General features: G+C 70.4%; 16 protein-coding genes, 1 tRNA gene and 1 pseudogene. 7 read left to right on the top strand and 11 right to left on the bottom strand.

The window, feature by feature from the left end; translation table 11 throughout:
- From MCHUDSM44219_RS31720 to MCHUDSM44219_RS30330, 3 genes and pseudogenes are all read right to left on the bottom strand, one after another.
- A pseudogene (locus MCHUDSM44219_RS31720) lies at window positions 1-297 on the bottom strand (HNH endonuclease); the annotation flags it as partial.
- 29 nt (window positions 298-326) lie between these two features.
- The gene (locus tag MCHUDSM44219_RS30325) at window positions 327-944 is read right to left on the bottom strand and encodes a class I SAM-dependent methyltransferase (RefSeq protein WP_048419160.1); all 618 of its coding nucleotides are present in this window, start codon (window positions 942-944) and stop codon (window positions 327-329) included.
- Window positions 941-1858, bottom strand: coding sequence for an NAD(P)/FAD-dependent oxidoreductase (locus tag MCHUDSM44219_RS30330; protein ID WP_048419161.1), 918 nt, complete (start codon window positions 1856-1858; stop codon window positions 941-943). The genes MCHUDSM44219_RS30325 and MCHUDSM44219_RS30330 overlap by 4 nt, the downstream gene beginning before the upstream one ends.
- A gap of 47 nt (window positions 1859-1905) precedes the next feature.
- Between MCHUDSM44219_RS30330 and MCHUDSM44219_RS15565 the strand changes: the two genes are divergently transcribed.
- A complete protein-coding gene (locus MCHUDSM44219_RS15565) occupies window positions 1906-2487 on the top strand; it encodes a helix-turn-helix domain-containing protein (protein WP_048419162.1) in 582 nt (193 codons plus the stop codon).
- On the opposite strand, the gene MCHUDSM44219_RS15570 is transcribed toward MCHUDSM44219_RS15565, so the two are convergent.
- From MCHUDSM44219_RS15570 to MCHUDSM44219_RS15580, 3 genes are read right to left on the bottom strand one after another with little or no spacing between them, the layout of a single operon-like run.
- Complete coding sequence (locus MCHUDSM44219_RS15570) at window positions 2478-3581, bottom strand: bifunctional RNase H/acid phosphatase (RefSeq protein ID WP_048419163.1); 1104 nt, start codon at window positions 3579-3581, stop codon at window positions 2478-2480. The genes MCHUDSM44219_RS15565 and MCHUDSM44219_RS15570 overlap by 10 nt on opposite strands.
- Window positions 3578-4315 (bottom strand): zinc ribbon domain-containing protein, encoded by a 738-nt coding sequence (locus MCHUDSM44219_RS15575; protein WP_048419164.1) that lies wholly within the window; start codon window positions 4313-4315, stop codon window positions 3578-3580. Before MCHUDSM44219_RS15575 ends, MCHUDSM44219_RS15570 begins: the two co-directional genes overlap by 4 nt.
- Window positions 4305-5438, bottom strand: a complete 1134-nt coding sequence (locus tag MCHUDSM44219_RS15580; RefSeq protein WP_048419165.1) for a Nif3-like dinuclear metal center hexameric protein — start codon at window positions 5436-5438, stop codon at window positions 4305-4307. The genes MCHUDSM44219_RS15575 and MCHUDSM44219_RS15580 overlap by 11 nt, the downstream gene beginning before the upstream one ends.
- An 87-nt stretch (window positions 5439-5525) precedes the next feature.
- Between MCHUDSM44219_RS15580 and MCHUDSM44219_RS15585 the strand changes: the two genes are divergently transcribed.
- From MCHUDSM44219_RS15585 to MCHUDSM44219_RS15595, 3 genes are read left to right on the top strand one after another with little or no spacing between them, the layout of a single operon-like run.
- Window positions 5526-6203: an HAD-IA family hydrolase gene (locus tag MCHUDSM44219_RS15585; protein ID WP_048419296.1), complete on the top strand. Its 678-nt coding sequence runs from the start codon at window positions 5526-5528 to the stop codon at window positions 6201-6203.
- Window positions 6196-6690, top strand: a complete 495-nt coding sequence (locus tag MCHUDSM44219_RS15590) for a low molecular weight protein-tyrosine-phosphatase (protein WP_048419166.1) — start codon at window positions 6196-6198, stop codon at window positions 6688-6690. The genes MCHUDSM44219_RS15585 and MCHUDSM44219_RS15590 overlap by 8 nt, the downstream gene beginning before the upstream one ends.
- A gap of 2 nt (window positions 6691-6692) precedes the next feature.
- Window positions 6693-7496: an SURF1 family cytochrome oxidase biogenesis protein gene (locus MCHUDSM44219_RS15595; protein ID WP_048419167.1), complete on the top strand. Its 804-nt coding sequence runs from the start codon at window positions 6693-6695 to the stop codon at window positions 7494-7496.
- Here the strand turns inward: MCHUDSM44219_RS15595 and MCHUDSM44219_RS15600 are convergent.
- The gene (locus tag MCHUDSM44219_RS15600) at window positions 7450-8418 is read right to left on the bottom strand and encodes a cobalamin biosynthesis protein (protein ID WP_048419168.1); all 969 of its coding nucleotides are present in this window, start codon (window positions 8416-8418) and stop codon (window positions 7450-7452) included. The two genes, MCHUDSM44219_RS15595 and MCHUDSM44219_RS15600, sit on opposite strands and share 47 nt — an antisense overlap.
- Before the next feature lie 36 nt (window positions 8419-8454).
- Here MCHUDSM44219_RS15600 and MCHUDSM44219_RS15605 point away from each other — a divergent pair, with 36 nt between their 5' ends.
- Window positions 8455-10164: an amidohydrolase gene (locus MCHUDSM44219_RS15605; RefSeq protein WP_048419169.1), complete on the top strand. Its 1710-nt coding sequence runs from the start codon at window positions 8455-8457 to the stop codon at window positions 10162-10164.
- A gap of 101 nt (window positions 10165-10265) precedes the next feature.
- The gene (locus tag MCHUDSM44219_RS15610; RefSeq protein WP_236695486.1) at window positions 10266-10610 is read left to right on the top strand and encodes a DoxX family protein; all 345 of its coding nucleotides are present in this window, start codon (window positions 10266-10268) and stop codon (window positions 10608-10610) included.
- A 3-nt stretch (window positions 10611-10613) separates the two neighbouring features.
- Here MCHUDSM44219_RS15610 and MCHUDSM44219_RS15615 read toward each other — a convergent pair.
- From MCHUDSM44219_RS15615 to MCHUDSM44219_RS15630, 4 genes are all read right to left on the bottom strand, one after another.
- Window positions 10614-10685: transfer RNA gene (locus MCHUDSM44219_RS15615), tRNA-Val, on the bottom strand.
- A gap of 47 nt (window positions 10686-10732) precedes the next feature.
- Complete coding sequence (locus MCHUDSM44219_RS15620) at window positions 10733-11194, bottom strand: peroxiredoxin (RefSeq protein WP_048419170.1); 462 nt, start codon at window positions 11192-11194, stop codon at window positions 10733-10735.
- A complete protein-coding gene (locus tag MCHUDSM44219_RS15625) occupies window positions 11191-11616 on the bottom strand; it encodes a DUF3052 domain-containing protein (protein WP_048419171.1) in 426 nt (141 codons plus the stop codon). Before MCHUDSM44219_RS15625 ends, MCHUDSM44219_RS15620 begins: the two co-directional genes overlap by 4 nt.
- A gap of 101 nt (window positions 11617-11717) precedes the next feature.
- A complete protein-coding gene (locus MCHUDSM44219_RS15630; protein WP_330218627.1) occupies window positions 11718-12296 on the bottom strand; it encodes an Rv2240c family protein in 579 nt (192 codons plus the stop codon).
- Between the two features lie 176 nt (window positions 12297-12472).
- Between MCHUDSM44219_RS15630 and aceE the strand changes: the two genes are divergently transcribed.
- Entirely contained in the window at window positions 12473-15262 is a 2790-nt protein-coding gene (aceE, locus tag MCHUDSM44219_RS15635; protein ID WP_048419172.1) for a pyruvate dehydrogenase (acetyl-transferring), homodimeric type, read from the top strand.
- The last annotated feature ends 38 nt before the right edge of the window (window positions 15263-15300 follow it).

A 15300-nucleotide genomic window follows, 5' to 3' on the forward strand; every position in this document is an offset into this window, starting at 1 on the left:
CGCGGCCAGGGTGTGCGGCATCTCGTGCACCAGCGCATTCGCGAAACCCAGATGCTGGTTACCGCACACCGGGGCGTCCAGGCGGGCCAGCGCGATCTCCGAGGCCAACCCCCGCCCCCGCTGACGCGCCGGCACCCCGGCGGCGTCCTCGGCGGCGCGCCGCTGCGCCGCCCACAATGCCGTCGCCCGCGCCTGCGCGGCCGCCGCACCAGCCTTCAGCCGCTCGCAGCGCGTCACGAGGTCGCGCAGCTCGGCCTCGGAGGCCGTCGCATCGACATCGAACAAGTGTTCGAACATGACTCGACCCTACAACGGCCCACCGACAACTAGGTGCGCCGCAGCACGATCACGTTGTCGATCAACACCGCCCGCTGACCGTCCGGGCCGACCGCCTCCCGCTCGAGGGCGCCGGCCCGCAGCCGCTCCCACTGCCCCGGCTCGAGGTCGATGCCCGCGAGGACCTCGTCGACGGTCGGGAACACGTGGTCGTGGATGTGCTGCGCCCACGGCGGTGCCGCGCCATGGTCCACGATCAAAAGGATGCCACCCGGCGCGACGGCGCGGGCCGCGGCGGTGAAGATGCTCTCCCGGTCCAACCGCACCAGCGACTGCAGGAATTGCGCCGACACCAGGTCGAACGTGCCGTCCGGGAAGTCATCGGACAGGTTCATCTGCCGGAAGCAGACCTGATCGGCCACGCCACGCCGGTCGGCTTCAGCGGTCGCGCGCGCCAGCGCGGTGTCCGAGATGTCCACTCCGAGCGTGCGCCAACCGCTTTCGGCCAGCCACAACGCGTCCGCACCCTCGCCGCAGCCCAGGTCGAGCGCCCTGCCCGGCGTCAGCCCGCCCGCGACCTCGGCCAGCCACGGGTTCACCCGGCCGCTCCAGATCTGGTCCTTCTCGGCGTATCTGGCCTCCCAGTGCGCCTTCTCCGACTCGTTCATCGATCCTCCTCCATCAGACTTCCGACAATCGCCACCGCGGCGCCCGAACCCGCCGCGATGGCGCCAGCCACCTGCGGCATCTGCGCGCAGACATCGCCTGCGGCGTACACCCCCGGCACCGAGGTCCGCCAGAACGCGTCCACCGCAATCGCCTCCGCCGACACCGGCCCCGGTGGCGCAAAGGCCACCCCGAGGTCCCGCGCCAGCCCGGTGCGCTGATGCAGTGTGCCCGCCACCAGCAGCCCGCGCCGGGCCAGGCTCGTCCCGTCGGCGAACACCACCTCCTCCAGGCAACCCTCACTGCCCGACACCCCCGCGACCACCCGCTCGTCCACCGGAATTCCCCTGGCAGCAAGGTGATTCCGATCCGCATCGGCGAGGCCGGCAGGACCATTGGTCAGCAGCACCACGTCATCGCTCCACCCGCGCAACAGCGACGCCATGTGCACACCCCGCTCCCCCGCCGCGAGCACCGCCAGGGGTTGATCGCGCACCTCCCAGCCGTGGCAGAAGGGGCAGTGGAACACCGAACGGCCCCAGAACTTCTCGAGTCCCGGTACTTCCGGGGCCCGATAGTGCATGCCCGTGGCGAGCAGCACCCGCCGGGTGCGCTCGACTCCGCCGTCGGACAGTCCGATCGTGAATCCGCCCTCGTGCGCGGTGACGTCGGCCACCTCGTCGTCGCGCACCTCGACCGACGGGTACCGCGCCAGTTCGTCGCGGCCGCGGGCATAGAGCTCCGCCGGTGGCACACCGTCGAACCCGAGAAGTCCGCCGATGCCGTGCGCGGCGCGGTTGCTCTGCGCGCCAACGTCCACCACCAGGGTCCGCTTACGCGCCCGGCCCAACACCAGCGCCGCGCTCAGTCCCGCGGCTCCACCGCCGATGACCACGCCATCCCATCGTTCGCTCATGCCACCACCTTGCTCGCTGTCGCACCGACATGCCAAGCTTGGTTGCCATGCAGGCAAACGACGACGGCGTGGACGCCCGGGTGCGGCGCCGGTTGCGGGAACTGAGGCTGCAGCGCGGCATGACACTCGACGACGTGGCGAGCCGGTCCAGCATCGACGTGTCCACCCTGAGTCGACTGGAATCCGGCAAGCGACGGCTCGCCCTCGACCATCTCCCCCGGCTCGCCGCCGCCCTGTCGGTGAGCACCGACGAACTGCTGCGCGCCCCGGAGGTCGAAGACCCGCGGGTCCGCGGCGGCGCGCACACCCGCAACCAGATCACGTTCTGGCCGTTGACCGGTCAGGGTCCGGCGGGCGGACTACACGCCTACAAGATCCGGGTGAGCGCCCGCCGGCGCACACCACCGCCGCAGTTGCCCGTCCACGAGGGTCACGACTGGATGTACGTGCTGTCGGGCAGAATGCGGCTGATCCTCGGCGAACGCGACTTCATCATCAAACCCGGTGAAGCCGTGGAGTTCTCGACGTGGACGCCGCACTGGTTCGGGGTCGTCGACGGCCCCGTCGAGGCGATCGCGCTGTTCGGCCTGCACGGCGAACGCGTACACCTGCACACCGATCACAAATAGGACGTCTGATTGACCAGGCGCACCGAGGCGAGACCATCGGGATAGAACTCGGCGATCGACAGCGAGGCCAGGTCCAGATGCAGCCGGTACAGAATCGTCGAGCCGGCGTCGAGGGCCAGGCGCAGCAGTGTCTTGATCGGCGTCACATGCGACACGACCAGCACTGTCTGACCGGGGCGTTCGGCGATGATGCGCTTCTGCGCGCGGGCGACACGGGTGGCCACCGCGTCGAAGCTCTCGCCGCCCGGGGGCGGCACGGCGGTGTCGCGCAGCCAGCGCAGGTGCAGTTCGGGGTCGCGTTCGGAGGCCTCGCGGAACGTCAGCCCCTCCCAGGCCCCGAAGTCGGTTTCGATCAGATCGTCGTCGACCTCGACGTCCAGACCGAGAGCCTTCGCGGCCGCGGTGGCGGTGTCGTGGGCGCGTTGCAGCGGCGAGGACACCACCGCGTCGATCCCACCGGCCTGCCCCAGATACCGGGCCGCCGCGTCGGCCTGCTGATTGCCCAGTTCGGTCAGCGCGGGGTTGCCGCGCCCCGAGTAGCGCCGTTCGACCGACAGCGGCGTCTGCCCGTGCCGAAGCAGGAACAACCGCGTCGGCGCTCCACGTGCCCCGGTCCACCCCGCCGGGTTTGTCGTCACCTGCGTTGTCGGCGTTGACGTTTCGGCCGGCAACGGATCGTCCTCCTCGATACCGGCGGCCGCGTCCATCGCCTGGTTGGCCAGCGCGTCGGCATGGGCGTTCTGCGCACGGGGCACCCAGGTGTAGGTGACGTGCTCGAACGCCCGCGCGCGATCGCGGGCCTGCTGGTTCAGCGGGGCCAGGTCGGGATGCTTGACGCGCCAGCGCCCGGCCATCTGCTCGACTATCAGCTTCGAGTCCATGCAGACCTCGACCTCGGTGGCACCCACGCCCGCCGCGGCCTCGAGTCCCGCGATCAGGCCGCGGTATTCGGCGACGTTGTTGGAGGCGCGGCCGATCGCCTCCTTCGCCTCGGCCAACACCTCAGCGCGATCCGCGGACCATACGACCGCGCCGTATCCTGCCGGACCGGGATTGCCGCGCGAACCGCCGTCGCACTCGACGATGACCTTCACGCGCCGGTTCCCTTGACGCGCAACAGGATCGCGTTGCACTCCGGGCAGCGCAGCACCTCGTCGTCGGCCGCGGCGGCGATCCGCGCCAGCTCGCCCTTGTCGATCTCCAGCCGGCACGCTCCGCACCGTCGTCCCTGCAGCTGCCCGGCGCCCACGCCACCGCGCGCACGCTGACGCTCGTACATCGACACCAGCCCCTCGTCGATCCCCGCGACGAGTTCCTCACGCCGCGAGACACGCTGATGCTTGATCTGCGCGAGGTGCGTGCGCGCGCTGTCGCAGGACTGCTGCGCGTCGGTCAGGGCGGTCTGCAGGTCGTCGATGCCGGTCAGTTCGCGGTCCTGGTCGGCCGCGAGCTCCTCACGCCGTTCCATCACCTCCAGCAGCGAGTCCTCCAGACTGGCCTGGCGGCGTTGCAGGGTCTCGAGCTCGTGCTGCAGTTCGGTGAGTTGTTTGGCGTCGACCGTGCCGCCCTCCAGGAGCCCTCGGTCGCGGTCCTCGCGTTGGCGCACCCCGTCGATCTCGCTCTCGAACTTCGCGATCTGCGCGTCGAGGTCGGCGAGCGCGAGCTGCACGGCGGCCAGCCGGTCGTTGGCCTCGCGGTGGGCGGCCTGCGCACTCTCCAACGCCGTCTGTTCGGGAAGGTTGTTCACCCGGTGCTCGAGCCGGCTGATCTCGGCGTCGAGCTCGGCCAGCTCGAGCAGTGAACGTTGCTGTGACACATCAGCTTTCATCGGCTGCTTCCTCGACATTCCATGGGTCGGTGCGCACCTCGGACACGGTGACGGGCAGTGCGCCGCCGAAGTGCTGGTGCAGGAGTTCGGCCGCCTGTGCGCACCACGGGAACTCGCTGGCCCAGTGCGCGACGTCGACGAGTGCGACGTCGGAGACGCGGCGGTGTTCGTCGGCCGGATGGTGACGCAGGTCTGCGGTGACGTAGGCCTGCACTCCGGCGGCGGCCACCTCCGCGAGCAGCGAGTCACCCGCCCCGCCGCACAGCGCGACCCGCGACACCGTCGTCGTCGGGTCACCGGAGGCGCGCACCCCCCACGACGTCGCGGGAAGGCCACGCCGGACGCGAGCGACGAACGCGGGCAACGGTTCCGGTTCCGCGAGGACGGCGATGCGGCCCAGCCCGGTGCCCGCCGGCGGAGTCTCCAGCGCGACGACGTCGAACGCAGGCTCCTCATACGGATGGGCGGTGCGCAGAGCCGCGAGAACCGCCGCTCGCCGCGACCTCGGCGCGACCATCTCCACGCGGTCCTCGACGACGTGCTCCACGGTCCCGACAGAGCCGATCGCCGGTGAGGCGCCGTCTCCGGGCAGGAACTGGCCGATCCCCGGCGCGCTCCAACTGCACTGCGAGTAGTCGCCGACGTCGCCGGCGCCCGCACCGAACATCGCCGCCCGCACCGCCTCGGCGTTCTCGGGCGGAACGTAGATGCCCCACTTGTCCAGCGCGGGTGCCGACGGCAACGGGGACAGGACGTCGGTGACCTCCAGGCCGAGCGCGGTGGCCAGCGCGTCGGAGACGCCCGGGTCGGCGCTGTCGGCGTTGGTGTGTGCGGTGAACAGGGCGCGCCCGGTCCGGATCATGGCGTGCAGCAGCGCCCCCTTGACCGTGTCGGCGGCCACCGTGTCCACTCCGCGCAGCAACAGCGGATGGTGGGCCAGCAGCAGGCTCCGCTCGGGCACCGTCGCCACCACCTCGGCCGTCGCGTCCACCGCGACCGTCACCGACTCGACCGGCTCGGACGGATCCCCACACACCAGGCCGACGGAGTCCCAGCTCTGCGCCAGCCGCGGCGGGTAGGCCCTGTCGAGCACCTCGATGACGTCGGCGAGCCCCACCGTCATCGCATCACCAGCAGACATGCCACAGCACGACAGTAGTGCGCGGGTCCAGCCACTCCGGGCATCAGGGACAATGGGCACGTGACCGACATGCTGGACAGCTCAGCCGGCGTCGCCCGGGTGGGCCGCGGCGATCTGGTGATCTTCGACCTGGACGGCACCCTGACCGACTCCGCCGAGGGCATCGTGGCCAGCTTCCGCCACGCCCTGACCGCAGTCGGCGCCACCGTCCCCGAGGGGGATCTGGTCAGCCGCATCGTCGGACCGCCCATGCTGCACACGCTGGAGTCGCTGGGCCTGGGCGAGCGGGTCGACGACGCGATCGCCGCCTACCGCGCGGACTACACCAGCCGCGGCTGGTCGATGAACCGGCCGTTCACGGGCGTCCCGGACCTGCTGGCCGACCTCGCGGAGGCCGGGGTGCGCCTGGCGGTGGCCACCTCGAAGGCCGAGCCGACGGCGCGGCGCATCCTCGCCCACTTCGAGCTCGACGGACGCTTCGAGGTGATCGCCGGCGCCAGCGTCGACGGCACCCGGGCACGCAAGGCCGACGTGCTGGCCCACGCGCTCGATCAGCTCGCCCCGGTCCCCGACCGGGTGGTGATGATCGGCGACCGGTCACACGACGTGGAGGGAGCCGCCGAACACGGCATCGGCACCATCGTCGTCGACTGGGGCTACGGCCGCGAGGACTTCGCCGACGGCCCCAGCGGCGCGCTCGCCCACGTCGAGACCGTCGACGCCCTGAGGGAGGCGCTGGGTGTCTGAGCTGCTGCACGTGACGTTCATCTGTTCGGGCAACATCTGCCGCAGCCCGATGGCGGAGAAGATGTTCGCCCATCAGATCGCCGAGCGGGGGCTGGCCGATGTGGTGCGCGTCAGCAGCGCGGGCACCGGGCACTGGCACGAGGGTGAGCCCGCCGACCGCCGCGCCGCCGACACGTTGCGCGGGCACGGCTACCCGTCGGCGCATCGGGCCACCCAGCTCGGGGACGACCACCTGGGCGCCGATCTGGTGATCGCGCTCGGCCGCGAGCACCAGCGCATGCTGGCCCACCTCGGGGTGCCCACCGAGCGGCTGCGCATGCTGCGCTCGTTCGACCCACGCTCGGGCGCCCACGTCCCCGACGTCGACGATCCCTACTACGGAACGCGCGACGACTTCGAGGACGTGTTCACCGTCATCGACGCTGCGCTGCCGGGACTGCACGGGTGGGTGGACGACCAGCTGGCCGAGCGGCGACAGGCGGTCTGACGATGCGCCGGCTGACCTTCCTGCTGCGGCCGCAATGGCTGGCGCTCTACGTCGTGGTGATCGCGTTCGCCTACCTGTGCTTCACGGTGCTGGCCCCGTGGCAGCTGGGCAAGAACACCAAGACCTCCCGGGAGAACGCGCAGATCGCCGCCTCGCTGGACGCCGACCCGGTGCCACTGACCACGCTTCTGCCCCATCAGGATTCGGCGGCGCCCGATCAGCAGTGGAAGCGCGTGACCGCGACGGGCAGATATCTGAACGACGCGCAGGTGCTGGCGCGGCTGCGCGTCATCGACGGTGACCCGGCGTTCGAGGTGCTGGTGCCGTTCGCCGTCGACGGCGGCCCGACCGTGCTCGTCGACCGCGGCTACGTCAAGCCGGTGCAGGGTACCGCGGTACCGCCGTTCGACGCCGCCCCGACGGGCACCGTGACGATCACCGCCCGGTTGCGCGACGCCGAGGGGGTGCCCGCCGGCAAGGCTCCGTTCCGGGACGCCGGTGTGCAGCAGGTGTATTCGATCAACCCCGACCAGATCTCCGCGTTGACCGGCGTTCCGTTGGCCGGGTCCTATCTGCAGTTGGTCGACGGCCAGCCCGGGGGTCTCGGCGCCGTTCCACTGCCGCGTCTGGATGCCGGGCCGTTTCTGTCCTACGGCATCCAGTGGATCGCCTTCGGCATCATCGCCCCGATCGGCGTCGGCTACTTCGTCTATGCCGAGGTGAAGGCGCGCAGGCAGGAGAAGGCGGCGGCCGCACCCGTCACCCCTGAGGACAAGCTCGCCGACCGGTACGGGAGGCGACGCTGACGGCGGCTGCCGCGGCGACCACCTGCACAGCGCGCGACAACCGCACGGCACGCTTCAGATCCGCGACCGCCGGCGTCCTGCCATCGCCGAGCGTCGGGCGGATCTCCAGCTCGTGGGCGTACTGCGTAGGGCCGCCCAACCGGATCCCCAGCGCCCCGGCGAACGCCGCTTCGGCGACGCCGGCGTTCGGGCTGGGGTGCCTGCCCGCGTCCCGGCGCCAGGCCCGCGCGGCACCCGTCGGAGAGCCACCCACCACCGGCGCGCACGCCACGACGAACAGCCCCGTGAGCCGGGCCGCGGCCAGGTTCAACAGATCGTCGAATCGGGCTGCCGCCCAACCGAACCGCAGGTAGCGCGGCGACTTGTGGCCGATCATCGCGTCGAGCGTGTTGGCCGCCCGATACACCAGCACCGCGGGGATGCCACCCAGCGCCGCCCACACCAGCGGACCGACCTGCGCGTCGGAGGTGTTCTCGGCGACCGACTCCAGCGCGGCGCGGGTCAGGCCGGCGGCGTCGAGCACCGACGGGTCCCGTCCGCACAGTGACGGCAGCAGCTGTCTGGCCGTGTCGAGGTCGCCGGCCGCCAGCAGATCGGCCATCCGGGCACCGGTGCGGGCCAGCGACGTACCGCCGAGCGCGGTGAACGTCGCGGCGGCGACGCACACCGTCTCGGCGACGACGCCGGCGCGCCGGCCGGTGCGTTCGGCCGCCGCACCGGCGAGGGCGACGATGCCGAGCAGTGCGGCGGTGTGCAGGGCACCCGCGCTGCGACTGTCGGCGTAGACCCGCCGCTCGAGCGCCGCTGCGCCGCTGCCGAACAGCGCCACCGGATGCCCCCGCGACGGGTCACCGAACACGCGGTCGGCGAGCACCCCCACCGCGATCCCGGCTGCGCGGCCCCGGCCAACTGCTGCGAACACCCCGGCAGCTTGTCACATCGGTGTCACACTGTGCCCATGACCGACGTGATCTTGACCGCAGGGACCGTCATCACCATGGACGACACGGTGCCGCGCGCCGAGGCGGTGGCGGTGTCGGACGGACGGATCACAGCCGTGGGCACCGTCGACGAGTGCCGCGACGCGCTGCCCGGCGCCGAGGTCGTCGACACCGGCGCCGCCGTGCTCGCGCCGGGTTTCGTTGAACCGCACGGGCATCCGCTGATCAGCGGGATCGCCACGCAGGCGCCGGCCCGCTCGATCGCGCCGTGGGTCGCTGCGAGCTGGGCGGACGTGCGGGACATCTTCGCCGACGCGCTGGCCCACACCGACTCCGACACCCCACTGTGGTTCGCCGGTTATGACGCACTGCTGCACGGCCATCCGGCACCGCAGGCCGGCGAGCTCGACGAGATCTTCGGCGACCGCGTCACCGTCGTCACCGACAACTCCGGGCACGGCGTGTATTTCAACTCCGCGGTGATACGGCGCCACGGTTGGGACGCCACCCCTCCGCCCGATCCGGTCGCCGGAAAGTTCGGCCGCAACGCGGACGGGACGCTGAACGGGCAGGGGTTCGAGCTGCCCGTGGTGACGGCGGTGACGATGCCGCTGATGGAGCAGATGGGCGACCCGCTGGTGTCGGCGGCGAGCTACTTCGCGTCGATGGCGCGCGGCGGCTACACCTCGACATCCGACATGACCTACGACCCCAAGTTCGCCGCCGGTTACGAAGCACTCGCCGCCGCGCCGTCATGCCCGCTACGGGTCAGCATGTGGGAGATGTCGGTCACCGACACCTATTCGGAGCCAACGACATTCACCGCAGGCGACGAGTGGCTGACCAAGACCGGGGTCAAGCTGTGGACCGATGGGTCGCCATGGGTCGGCAACATCGCGATCTCGTTCCCGTACCTGGACACCGAGGCCACCCGCACCGCCGGCATCGATCCGGCGGTGGCCGGCGGCGCGCACTCGATGAACTACAGCCGCGAGCAGCTCGACGCGATCCTCGACCGGGCGGCGCCGGCCGGCTGGCAGATGGCCTTCCACGCCAATGGCGACCTGGCCCTCGACCTCGCGCTCGACGCCTACGAGGACGCGCTGCAGCGGCACGGCCTGATGGGCACCGACCATCGTTGGCGGCTGGAGCACTGCGGCGCGGGCACCCGGGCGCACTTCGACCGCGCCGCCCGGCTGGGCGTGCACGTGTCGCTGGCGCCGTTCCAGTACTACTACTGGGGTGAACTGCTCGACGGCGCGATGTTCGAGCCGCAGCACGGGGCGAGGTGGGCGGCGTTCGCCGACGCCGTCGATTCCGGCGCGTGCGTGTCGCTGCACAATGACGGATCGGTGTCCCCGCCGGCGCCGGTCGTCAACATCGCCACCGCGGTGACACGGCGCACCCGCAAGGGCACCGTGCACTGCCCGGACCAGGCGATCCCGCTGGACCGGGCGTGGCGCGCGCAGACCATCGACGCGGCCCGGACGCTGCGCCGCGAGCACCTCGTCGGCTCGATCACGCCCGGCAAGCTGGCCGATTTCGTGGAGCTGACCGCCGACCCGTGGGCCGTCGATCCCGCGGAGATCATCGAGAGGGTCACGGTGACGGGGACGTGGCTGGGCGGACGCCGCATCGACCTCGACGAATTCGTCGGTGCGGTCCGCGGCGCCGACAACGCCGAGCACGCGCATCTGGCCGAACGCAAGGCCACCGGCTGCTGCTGACGAGAGCTAACGTGAACGCCGTGAACGCCCTGGACGAACAACCCGCTCCCCCGCCGACAACTCGCGCCAGGACGCTCGCGCGACTGATCCTGGCCGGCGCGATGATCTTCGCCGGCTTCAGTCATTTGTTTTGGGCCCGTGAGGAATTCCAGGCGCAGGTGCCCAACTGGGTACCTATGGACGCCGACGGGGTCGTGATGGCGTCCGGGGGCGTCGAGATCACGCTCGGCGTCGGCCTGGCCGTGCTGCGCCGCGACCGCGTCCTGGTGGGTCGGCTGCTGGCGGCGTTCTTCGTGTTGGTCTTTCCGGGCAACCTGGCGCAGTACCTCAACCACGCCGACGGGTTCGGGCTCGACACCGACACCAAGCGGTTGGTGCGGTTGTTCTTCCAGCCGGTGCTGATCGCGTGGGCGCTGTGGTCCACGGGGATTCCTCGCCGGCGTTGACGGTGGGCGCGGACGGTATCGAACCGCCGACCGCTGGTGTGTAAAACCAGAGCTCTACCACTGAGCTACGCGCCCGATCCCGGGCAGCATAATCGGCGGGCGCGCGCGGACGGAAATCCCCCTCAGCCGCGCACCGCGTCCAGCGCCGCCGTCCACACCGCCTGATCGCGCGCCTCCCCCGGCTGCTTGCAGTCGGCGAAGCGCACCACCCCGTCGCGGTCGACGGCGAAGGTGCCCCGGTTCGAGAAGCCCGACGCGTCGTTGAAGACGCCGTAGGCCTGACTCACCGCTCCGTGCGGCCAGAAGTCCGACAGCACCGGGAACGTGAACCCGCGCTGAGCGGCCCACACCTTGTGGGTCGGCGACGGACCCACCGAGATCGCCAGCGTGGCCGTGGTGTCGTCGACGAAGTCGTCGATGCGGTCGCGGATCTCGTCGAGTTCGCGCTGGCAGATCCCGGTGAAGGCGAGCGGGAAGAACACCAGCAGCACGTTCTTCGTGCCGCGGAATGCACTCAGCGACACCCGCTGGTTGTTCTGATCGGCGAGCGTGAAGTCCGGCGCGGGATCGCCGAGGGCGATCATCGCCGCCCGGCGGCCTTGGACTTCGGTTGCACCAGCCTGCTGGCGATCCAGTCGCCAAGGTTGGCCGACGAGGTCTGCATCAGGCCGGCCGTGGGTGCGGACTCGGCGATCTCGGCGGGCTGCACGTGGCCGGGCTGGCCGGTCTTCGGCGTGACGACCCAGATGACGCCGTCGTCGGCGAGCGGCGTGATCGCGTCCATCAGCGTGTCGACGAGGTCCCCGTCGTCGTCGCGCCACCACAGCAGGACCACGTCGACAACCTCGTCGGCGTCCTCGTCGAGGAGTTCACCACCGCACTCGTCTTCGATGTCGGCCCGGATGTCGTCGTCGACGTCGGAGTCCCAGCCCAGTTCCTGCACAACCTGATCTTTTTGGATGCCCAGCTTGCGGGCGTAGTTCGGGGGGTCACCCGCCGACACCACGGTCAGTCCTCCTTGCGTCTGGTCGGCACGCTGTGCGCTGTGCCACGTTGCCCCCTATCGTCGCACGCCGGGTGACGACGGCAAGCCATCTGGCGGCAACGTCACCGGAACGCCGCATCGCAACGGTCCAGCGCGGTGGTCTTCGCGTCGTTCAGGCGGGCGATCGCGGCGTTGAAATCCTCGGCCGGATAGTTGCCGGCGATCGCGGTCGCGACGGCCCGGGCGGCGTCGACCCAGCCGGTCAGCGCGTCGCGCAGGTCCCCGGGCAGTGCGTCGCTCAGGCCGCTCGACACCAGGTCCGCGCTCTGGTTCAGCGCGTCGACGGCGGGACCGGCGTTGCTCGCCGAGCCCCCCGGGTCGGCGTTGAACGCGTCGACATAGGTGTTCACCGCGGCGATCGCATCGGCACTGCTCGAGCTCATCGTCTCGCAGGTGCTCTGCACCGCCTGGGTGGTCACCGAGGCCTGGCGCTCCGATTCCCGAGCCGACGAACTGGCCGCGGACTCCTCGAGCGACGCCGACACCGATGCCCGGTACAGCGGCGCCTCGCCCTGGGGTGCCGAGGCGGCGCCGTCGGTGACGTTCGTGCAGCCGACGACGACCATCGCCAGCGCCGCGACGACGCCGGTCGCGCAGGCGGCGAGCCGCAGTCGCGCGGCGCTCCCCCTACCGATCAGCACGGTCTGCAGACGTTACCGGCCGATCAACGGGTTGGGTGTACTAAATGCAACCGTTCACACCCGATGCTGCGCATGGGGCAGGATTGGAGAAGGATGGAACCCACCTGTGCACATGAAGAGCGAGCAGACCCACTCGGCCGATCGCGTGCGCGAAACCGCCTGACAAGGAGCGGAAGTTGACCACCGAGTTCGTGCGCCAGGATCTGGCCCAAAACTCCAGCAGCACACCCGAACACGATCGCGTTCGCGTCATCCGGGAGGGGGTGGCGTCCTATCTGCCCGACATCGATCCCGACGAGACCGCCGAGTGGCTGGAGTCGTTCGACGATCTGCTGGAACGTTCCGGGCCGTCGCGGGCCCGCTATCTGATGCTGCGGCTGCTCGAGCGTGCCGGTGAGCAGCGGGTGGCGCTTCCGTCGCTGACGTCCACGGACTACGTCAACACGATCCCCACCGAACTCGAACCGTGGTTCCCCGGCGACGAGGACGTGGAGCGCCGCTACCGGGCCTGGATCCGGTGGAACGCCGCGATCATGGTGCACCGGGCGCAGCGGCCCGGCGTCGGCGTCGGCGGCCACATCTCCACGTACGCGTCCTCGGCGGCGCTCTACGAGGTCGGGTTTAACCACTTCTTCCGCGGCAAGTCCCACCCCGGCGGTGGCGACCAGGTGTTCATCCAGGGCCACGCCTCCCCCGGCATCTACGCCCGCGCGTACCTCGAGGGCCGGCTCAGCTCCGACCAGCTCGACGGATTCCGCCAGGAGCACAGCCACGCCGGCGGCGGGCTACCGTCCTACCCGCACCCGCGGCTGATGCCCGACTTCTGGGAGTTCCCCACGGTCTCGATGGGCCTGGGCCCGATGAACGCGATCTATCAGGCGCGGTTCAACCACTACCTGCAGGACCGCGGCCTCAAGGACACGTCGAACCAGCATGTGTGGGCGTTCCTGGGCGACGGCGAGATGGACGAGCCGGAGAGCCGCGGACTGATCCAGGTGGCGGCCAACGAGGCGCTGGACAACCTGACGTTCGTGGTGAACTGCAACCTGCAGCGCCTGGACGGCCCGGTGCGCGGCAACGGCAAGATCATCCAGGAGCTCGAGTCGTTCTTCCGCGGTGCGGGCTGGAACGTGATCAAGGTGGTGTGGGGCCGCGAGTGGGACGCGCTGCTGCACGCCGACCGCGACGGCGCACTGGTCAACCTGATGAACACCACCCCCGACGGGGATTACCAGACCTACAAGGCCAACGACGGTAGCTACGTGCGTGACCACTTCTTCGGCCGCGATCCGCGGACCAAGGCGCTCGTCGAGCCGATGACCGACCGGGAGATCTGGAACCTCAAGCGCGGCGGCCACGACTACCGCAAGGTCTACGCCGCCTATCACGCGGCGATGGAACACAAGGGCCAGCCGACGGTCATCCTGGCCAAGACGATCAAGGGCTACACCCTCGGCAAGCACTTCGAGGGCCGCAACGCCACGCACCAGATGAAAAAGCTTGCGCTGCAGGACCTCAAGGACTTCCGCGACGCGCAGCGCATCCCGATCTCCGACGAGCAACTCGAGAACGACCCCTACCTGCCGCCGTACTACCACCCAGGCCCGGAGGCGCCGGAGATCCGCTACATGCTCGACCGGCGCCGCGCCCTGGGCGGGTTCCTGCCCGAGCGCCGCACCAAGAGCAAGGCCCTGCAGCTGCCCGGCCGCGACACCTACAAGGCGCTCAAGAAGGGCTCGGGCAAGCAGGAGGTCGCCACCACGATGGCGACCGTCCGGACGTTCAAGGAGCTGTTGCGGGACAAGAACATCGGGGATCGGATCGTCCCGATCATCCCCGACGAGGCCCGCACGTTCGGGATGGACTCGTGGTTCCCGAGCCTGAAGATCTACAACCGCAACGGGCAGCTGTACACCTCGGTCGACGCGGAACTGATGCTGGCCTACAAGGAGAGCGAAGTCGGCCAGATCCTGCACGAGGGCATCAACGAGGCGGGCTCGACGGCGTCGTTCACCGCGGTGGGCACGTCGTACGCCACGCACAACGAGCCGATGATCCCGGTCTACATCTTCTATTCGATGTTCGGGTTCCAGCGCACCGGTGACGGTCTGTGGGCCGCGGCCGATCAGATGGCGCGCGGCTTCGCGCTGGGGGCGACGGCCGGACGGACCACGCTGGTCGGCGAGGGACTGCAGCACGCCGACGGGCACTCGCTGCTGCTGGCCGCGACCAACCCGGCCGTCGTCGCCTACGATCCCGCGTTCGCCTACGAGATCGCCTACATCATCGAGAGCGGCCTGCACCGCATGTACGGCGAGAACCCGGAGAACGTCTACTTCTACGTGACGATCTACAACGAGCCCTACGTGCAGCCGGCCGAGCCGGAGGGCCTGGACGTCGAGGGCCTCCTGCGCGGGATCTACCGCTACCGGCAGGCGCCGGACAAGCGCAGTCACCGCGCGCAGATCCTGGTGTCCGGAGTCGGGATGCCGTCGGCGCTCAACGCCGCCGACATGCTCGCCGAGGAGTGGGACGTCGCCGCCGACGTGTGGTCGGTGACCAGCTGGGGTGAGCTCAACCGCGACGGCGTGGCCATCGAGAAGGAGGCGTTGCGCCATCCGGAGCGCGCGGCCGGGACGCCCTACGTCACCAAGGCGCTCGCGGATGCGGAGGGGCCCGTGGTGGCCGTGTCGGACTGGATGCGTGCGGTGCCGGAGCAGATCCGGCCGTGGGTGCCCGGCACCTACATCACGCTCGGCACCGACGGCTTCGGTTTCTCCGACACCCGCCCGGCAGCGCGCCGCTACTACAACACCGACGCCGAGTCGATCACCGTCGCAGTGCTCGAAGGGCTGGCCCGCGACGGCAACATCGACATGGCGGTGGCGGTCGAGGCGGCGCGCAAGTACCAGATCGACGACGTGATGGCAGCGCCTGAGCAGACGAGCGACCCCGGAGTCGCGTAGCGATCTTGGAGGCTGTCCACCAAACCGGGGCGTAGATT

The organism is Mycolicibacterium chubuense (genome assembly GCF_001044255.1).
Taxonomy (GTDB): Bacteria; Actinomycetota; Actinomycetes; order Mycobacteriales; family Mycobacteriaceae; genus Mycobacterium; species Mycobacterium chubuense.

Coding starts and splice junctions, on each gene's coding strand:
- MCHUDSM44219_RS30325 (WP_048419160.1), bottom strand. CDS start 944: ATGAACGAGTCGGAGAAGGCGCACTGGGAGGCCAGATACGCCGAGAAG.
- MCHUDSM44219_RS30330 (WP_048419161.1), bottom strand. CDS start 1,858: ATGAGCGAACGATGGGATGGCGTGGTCATCGGCGGTGGAGCCGCGGGA.
- MCHUDSM44219_RS15565 (WP_048419162.1), top strand. CDS start 1,906: ATGCAGGCAAACGACGACGGCGTGGACGCCCGGGTGCGGCGCCGGTTG.
- MCHUDSM44219_RS15575 (WP_048419164.1), bottom strand. CDS start 4,315: ATGAAAGCTGATGTGTCACAGCAACGTTCACTGCTCGAGCTGGCCGAG.
- MCHUDSM44219_RS15580 (WP_048419165.1), bottom strand. CDS start 5,438: ATGACGGTGGGGCTCGCCGACGTCATCGAGGTGCTCGACAGGGCCTAC.
- MCHUDSM44219_RS15585 (WP_048419296.1), top strand. CDS start 5,526: ATGCTGGACAGCTCAGCCGGCGTCGCCCGGGTGGGCCGCGGCGATCTG.
- MCHUDSM44219_RS15595 (WP_048419167.1), top strand. CDS start 6,693: ATGCGCCGGCTGACCTTCCTGCTGCGGCCGCAATGGCTGGCGCTCTAC.
- MCHUDSM44219_RS15605 (WP_048419169.1), top strand. CDS start 8,455: ATGACCGACGTGATCTTGACCGCAGGGACCGTCATCACCATGGACGAC.
- MCHUDSM44219_RS15610 (WP_236695486.1), top strand. CDS start 10,266: ATGATCTTCGCCGGCTTCAGTCATTTGTTTTGGGCCCGTGAGGAATTC.
- MCHUDSM44219_RS15620 (WP_048419170.1), bottom strand. CDS start 11,194: ATGATCGCCCTCGGCGATCCCGCGCCGGACTTCACGCTCGCCGATCAG.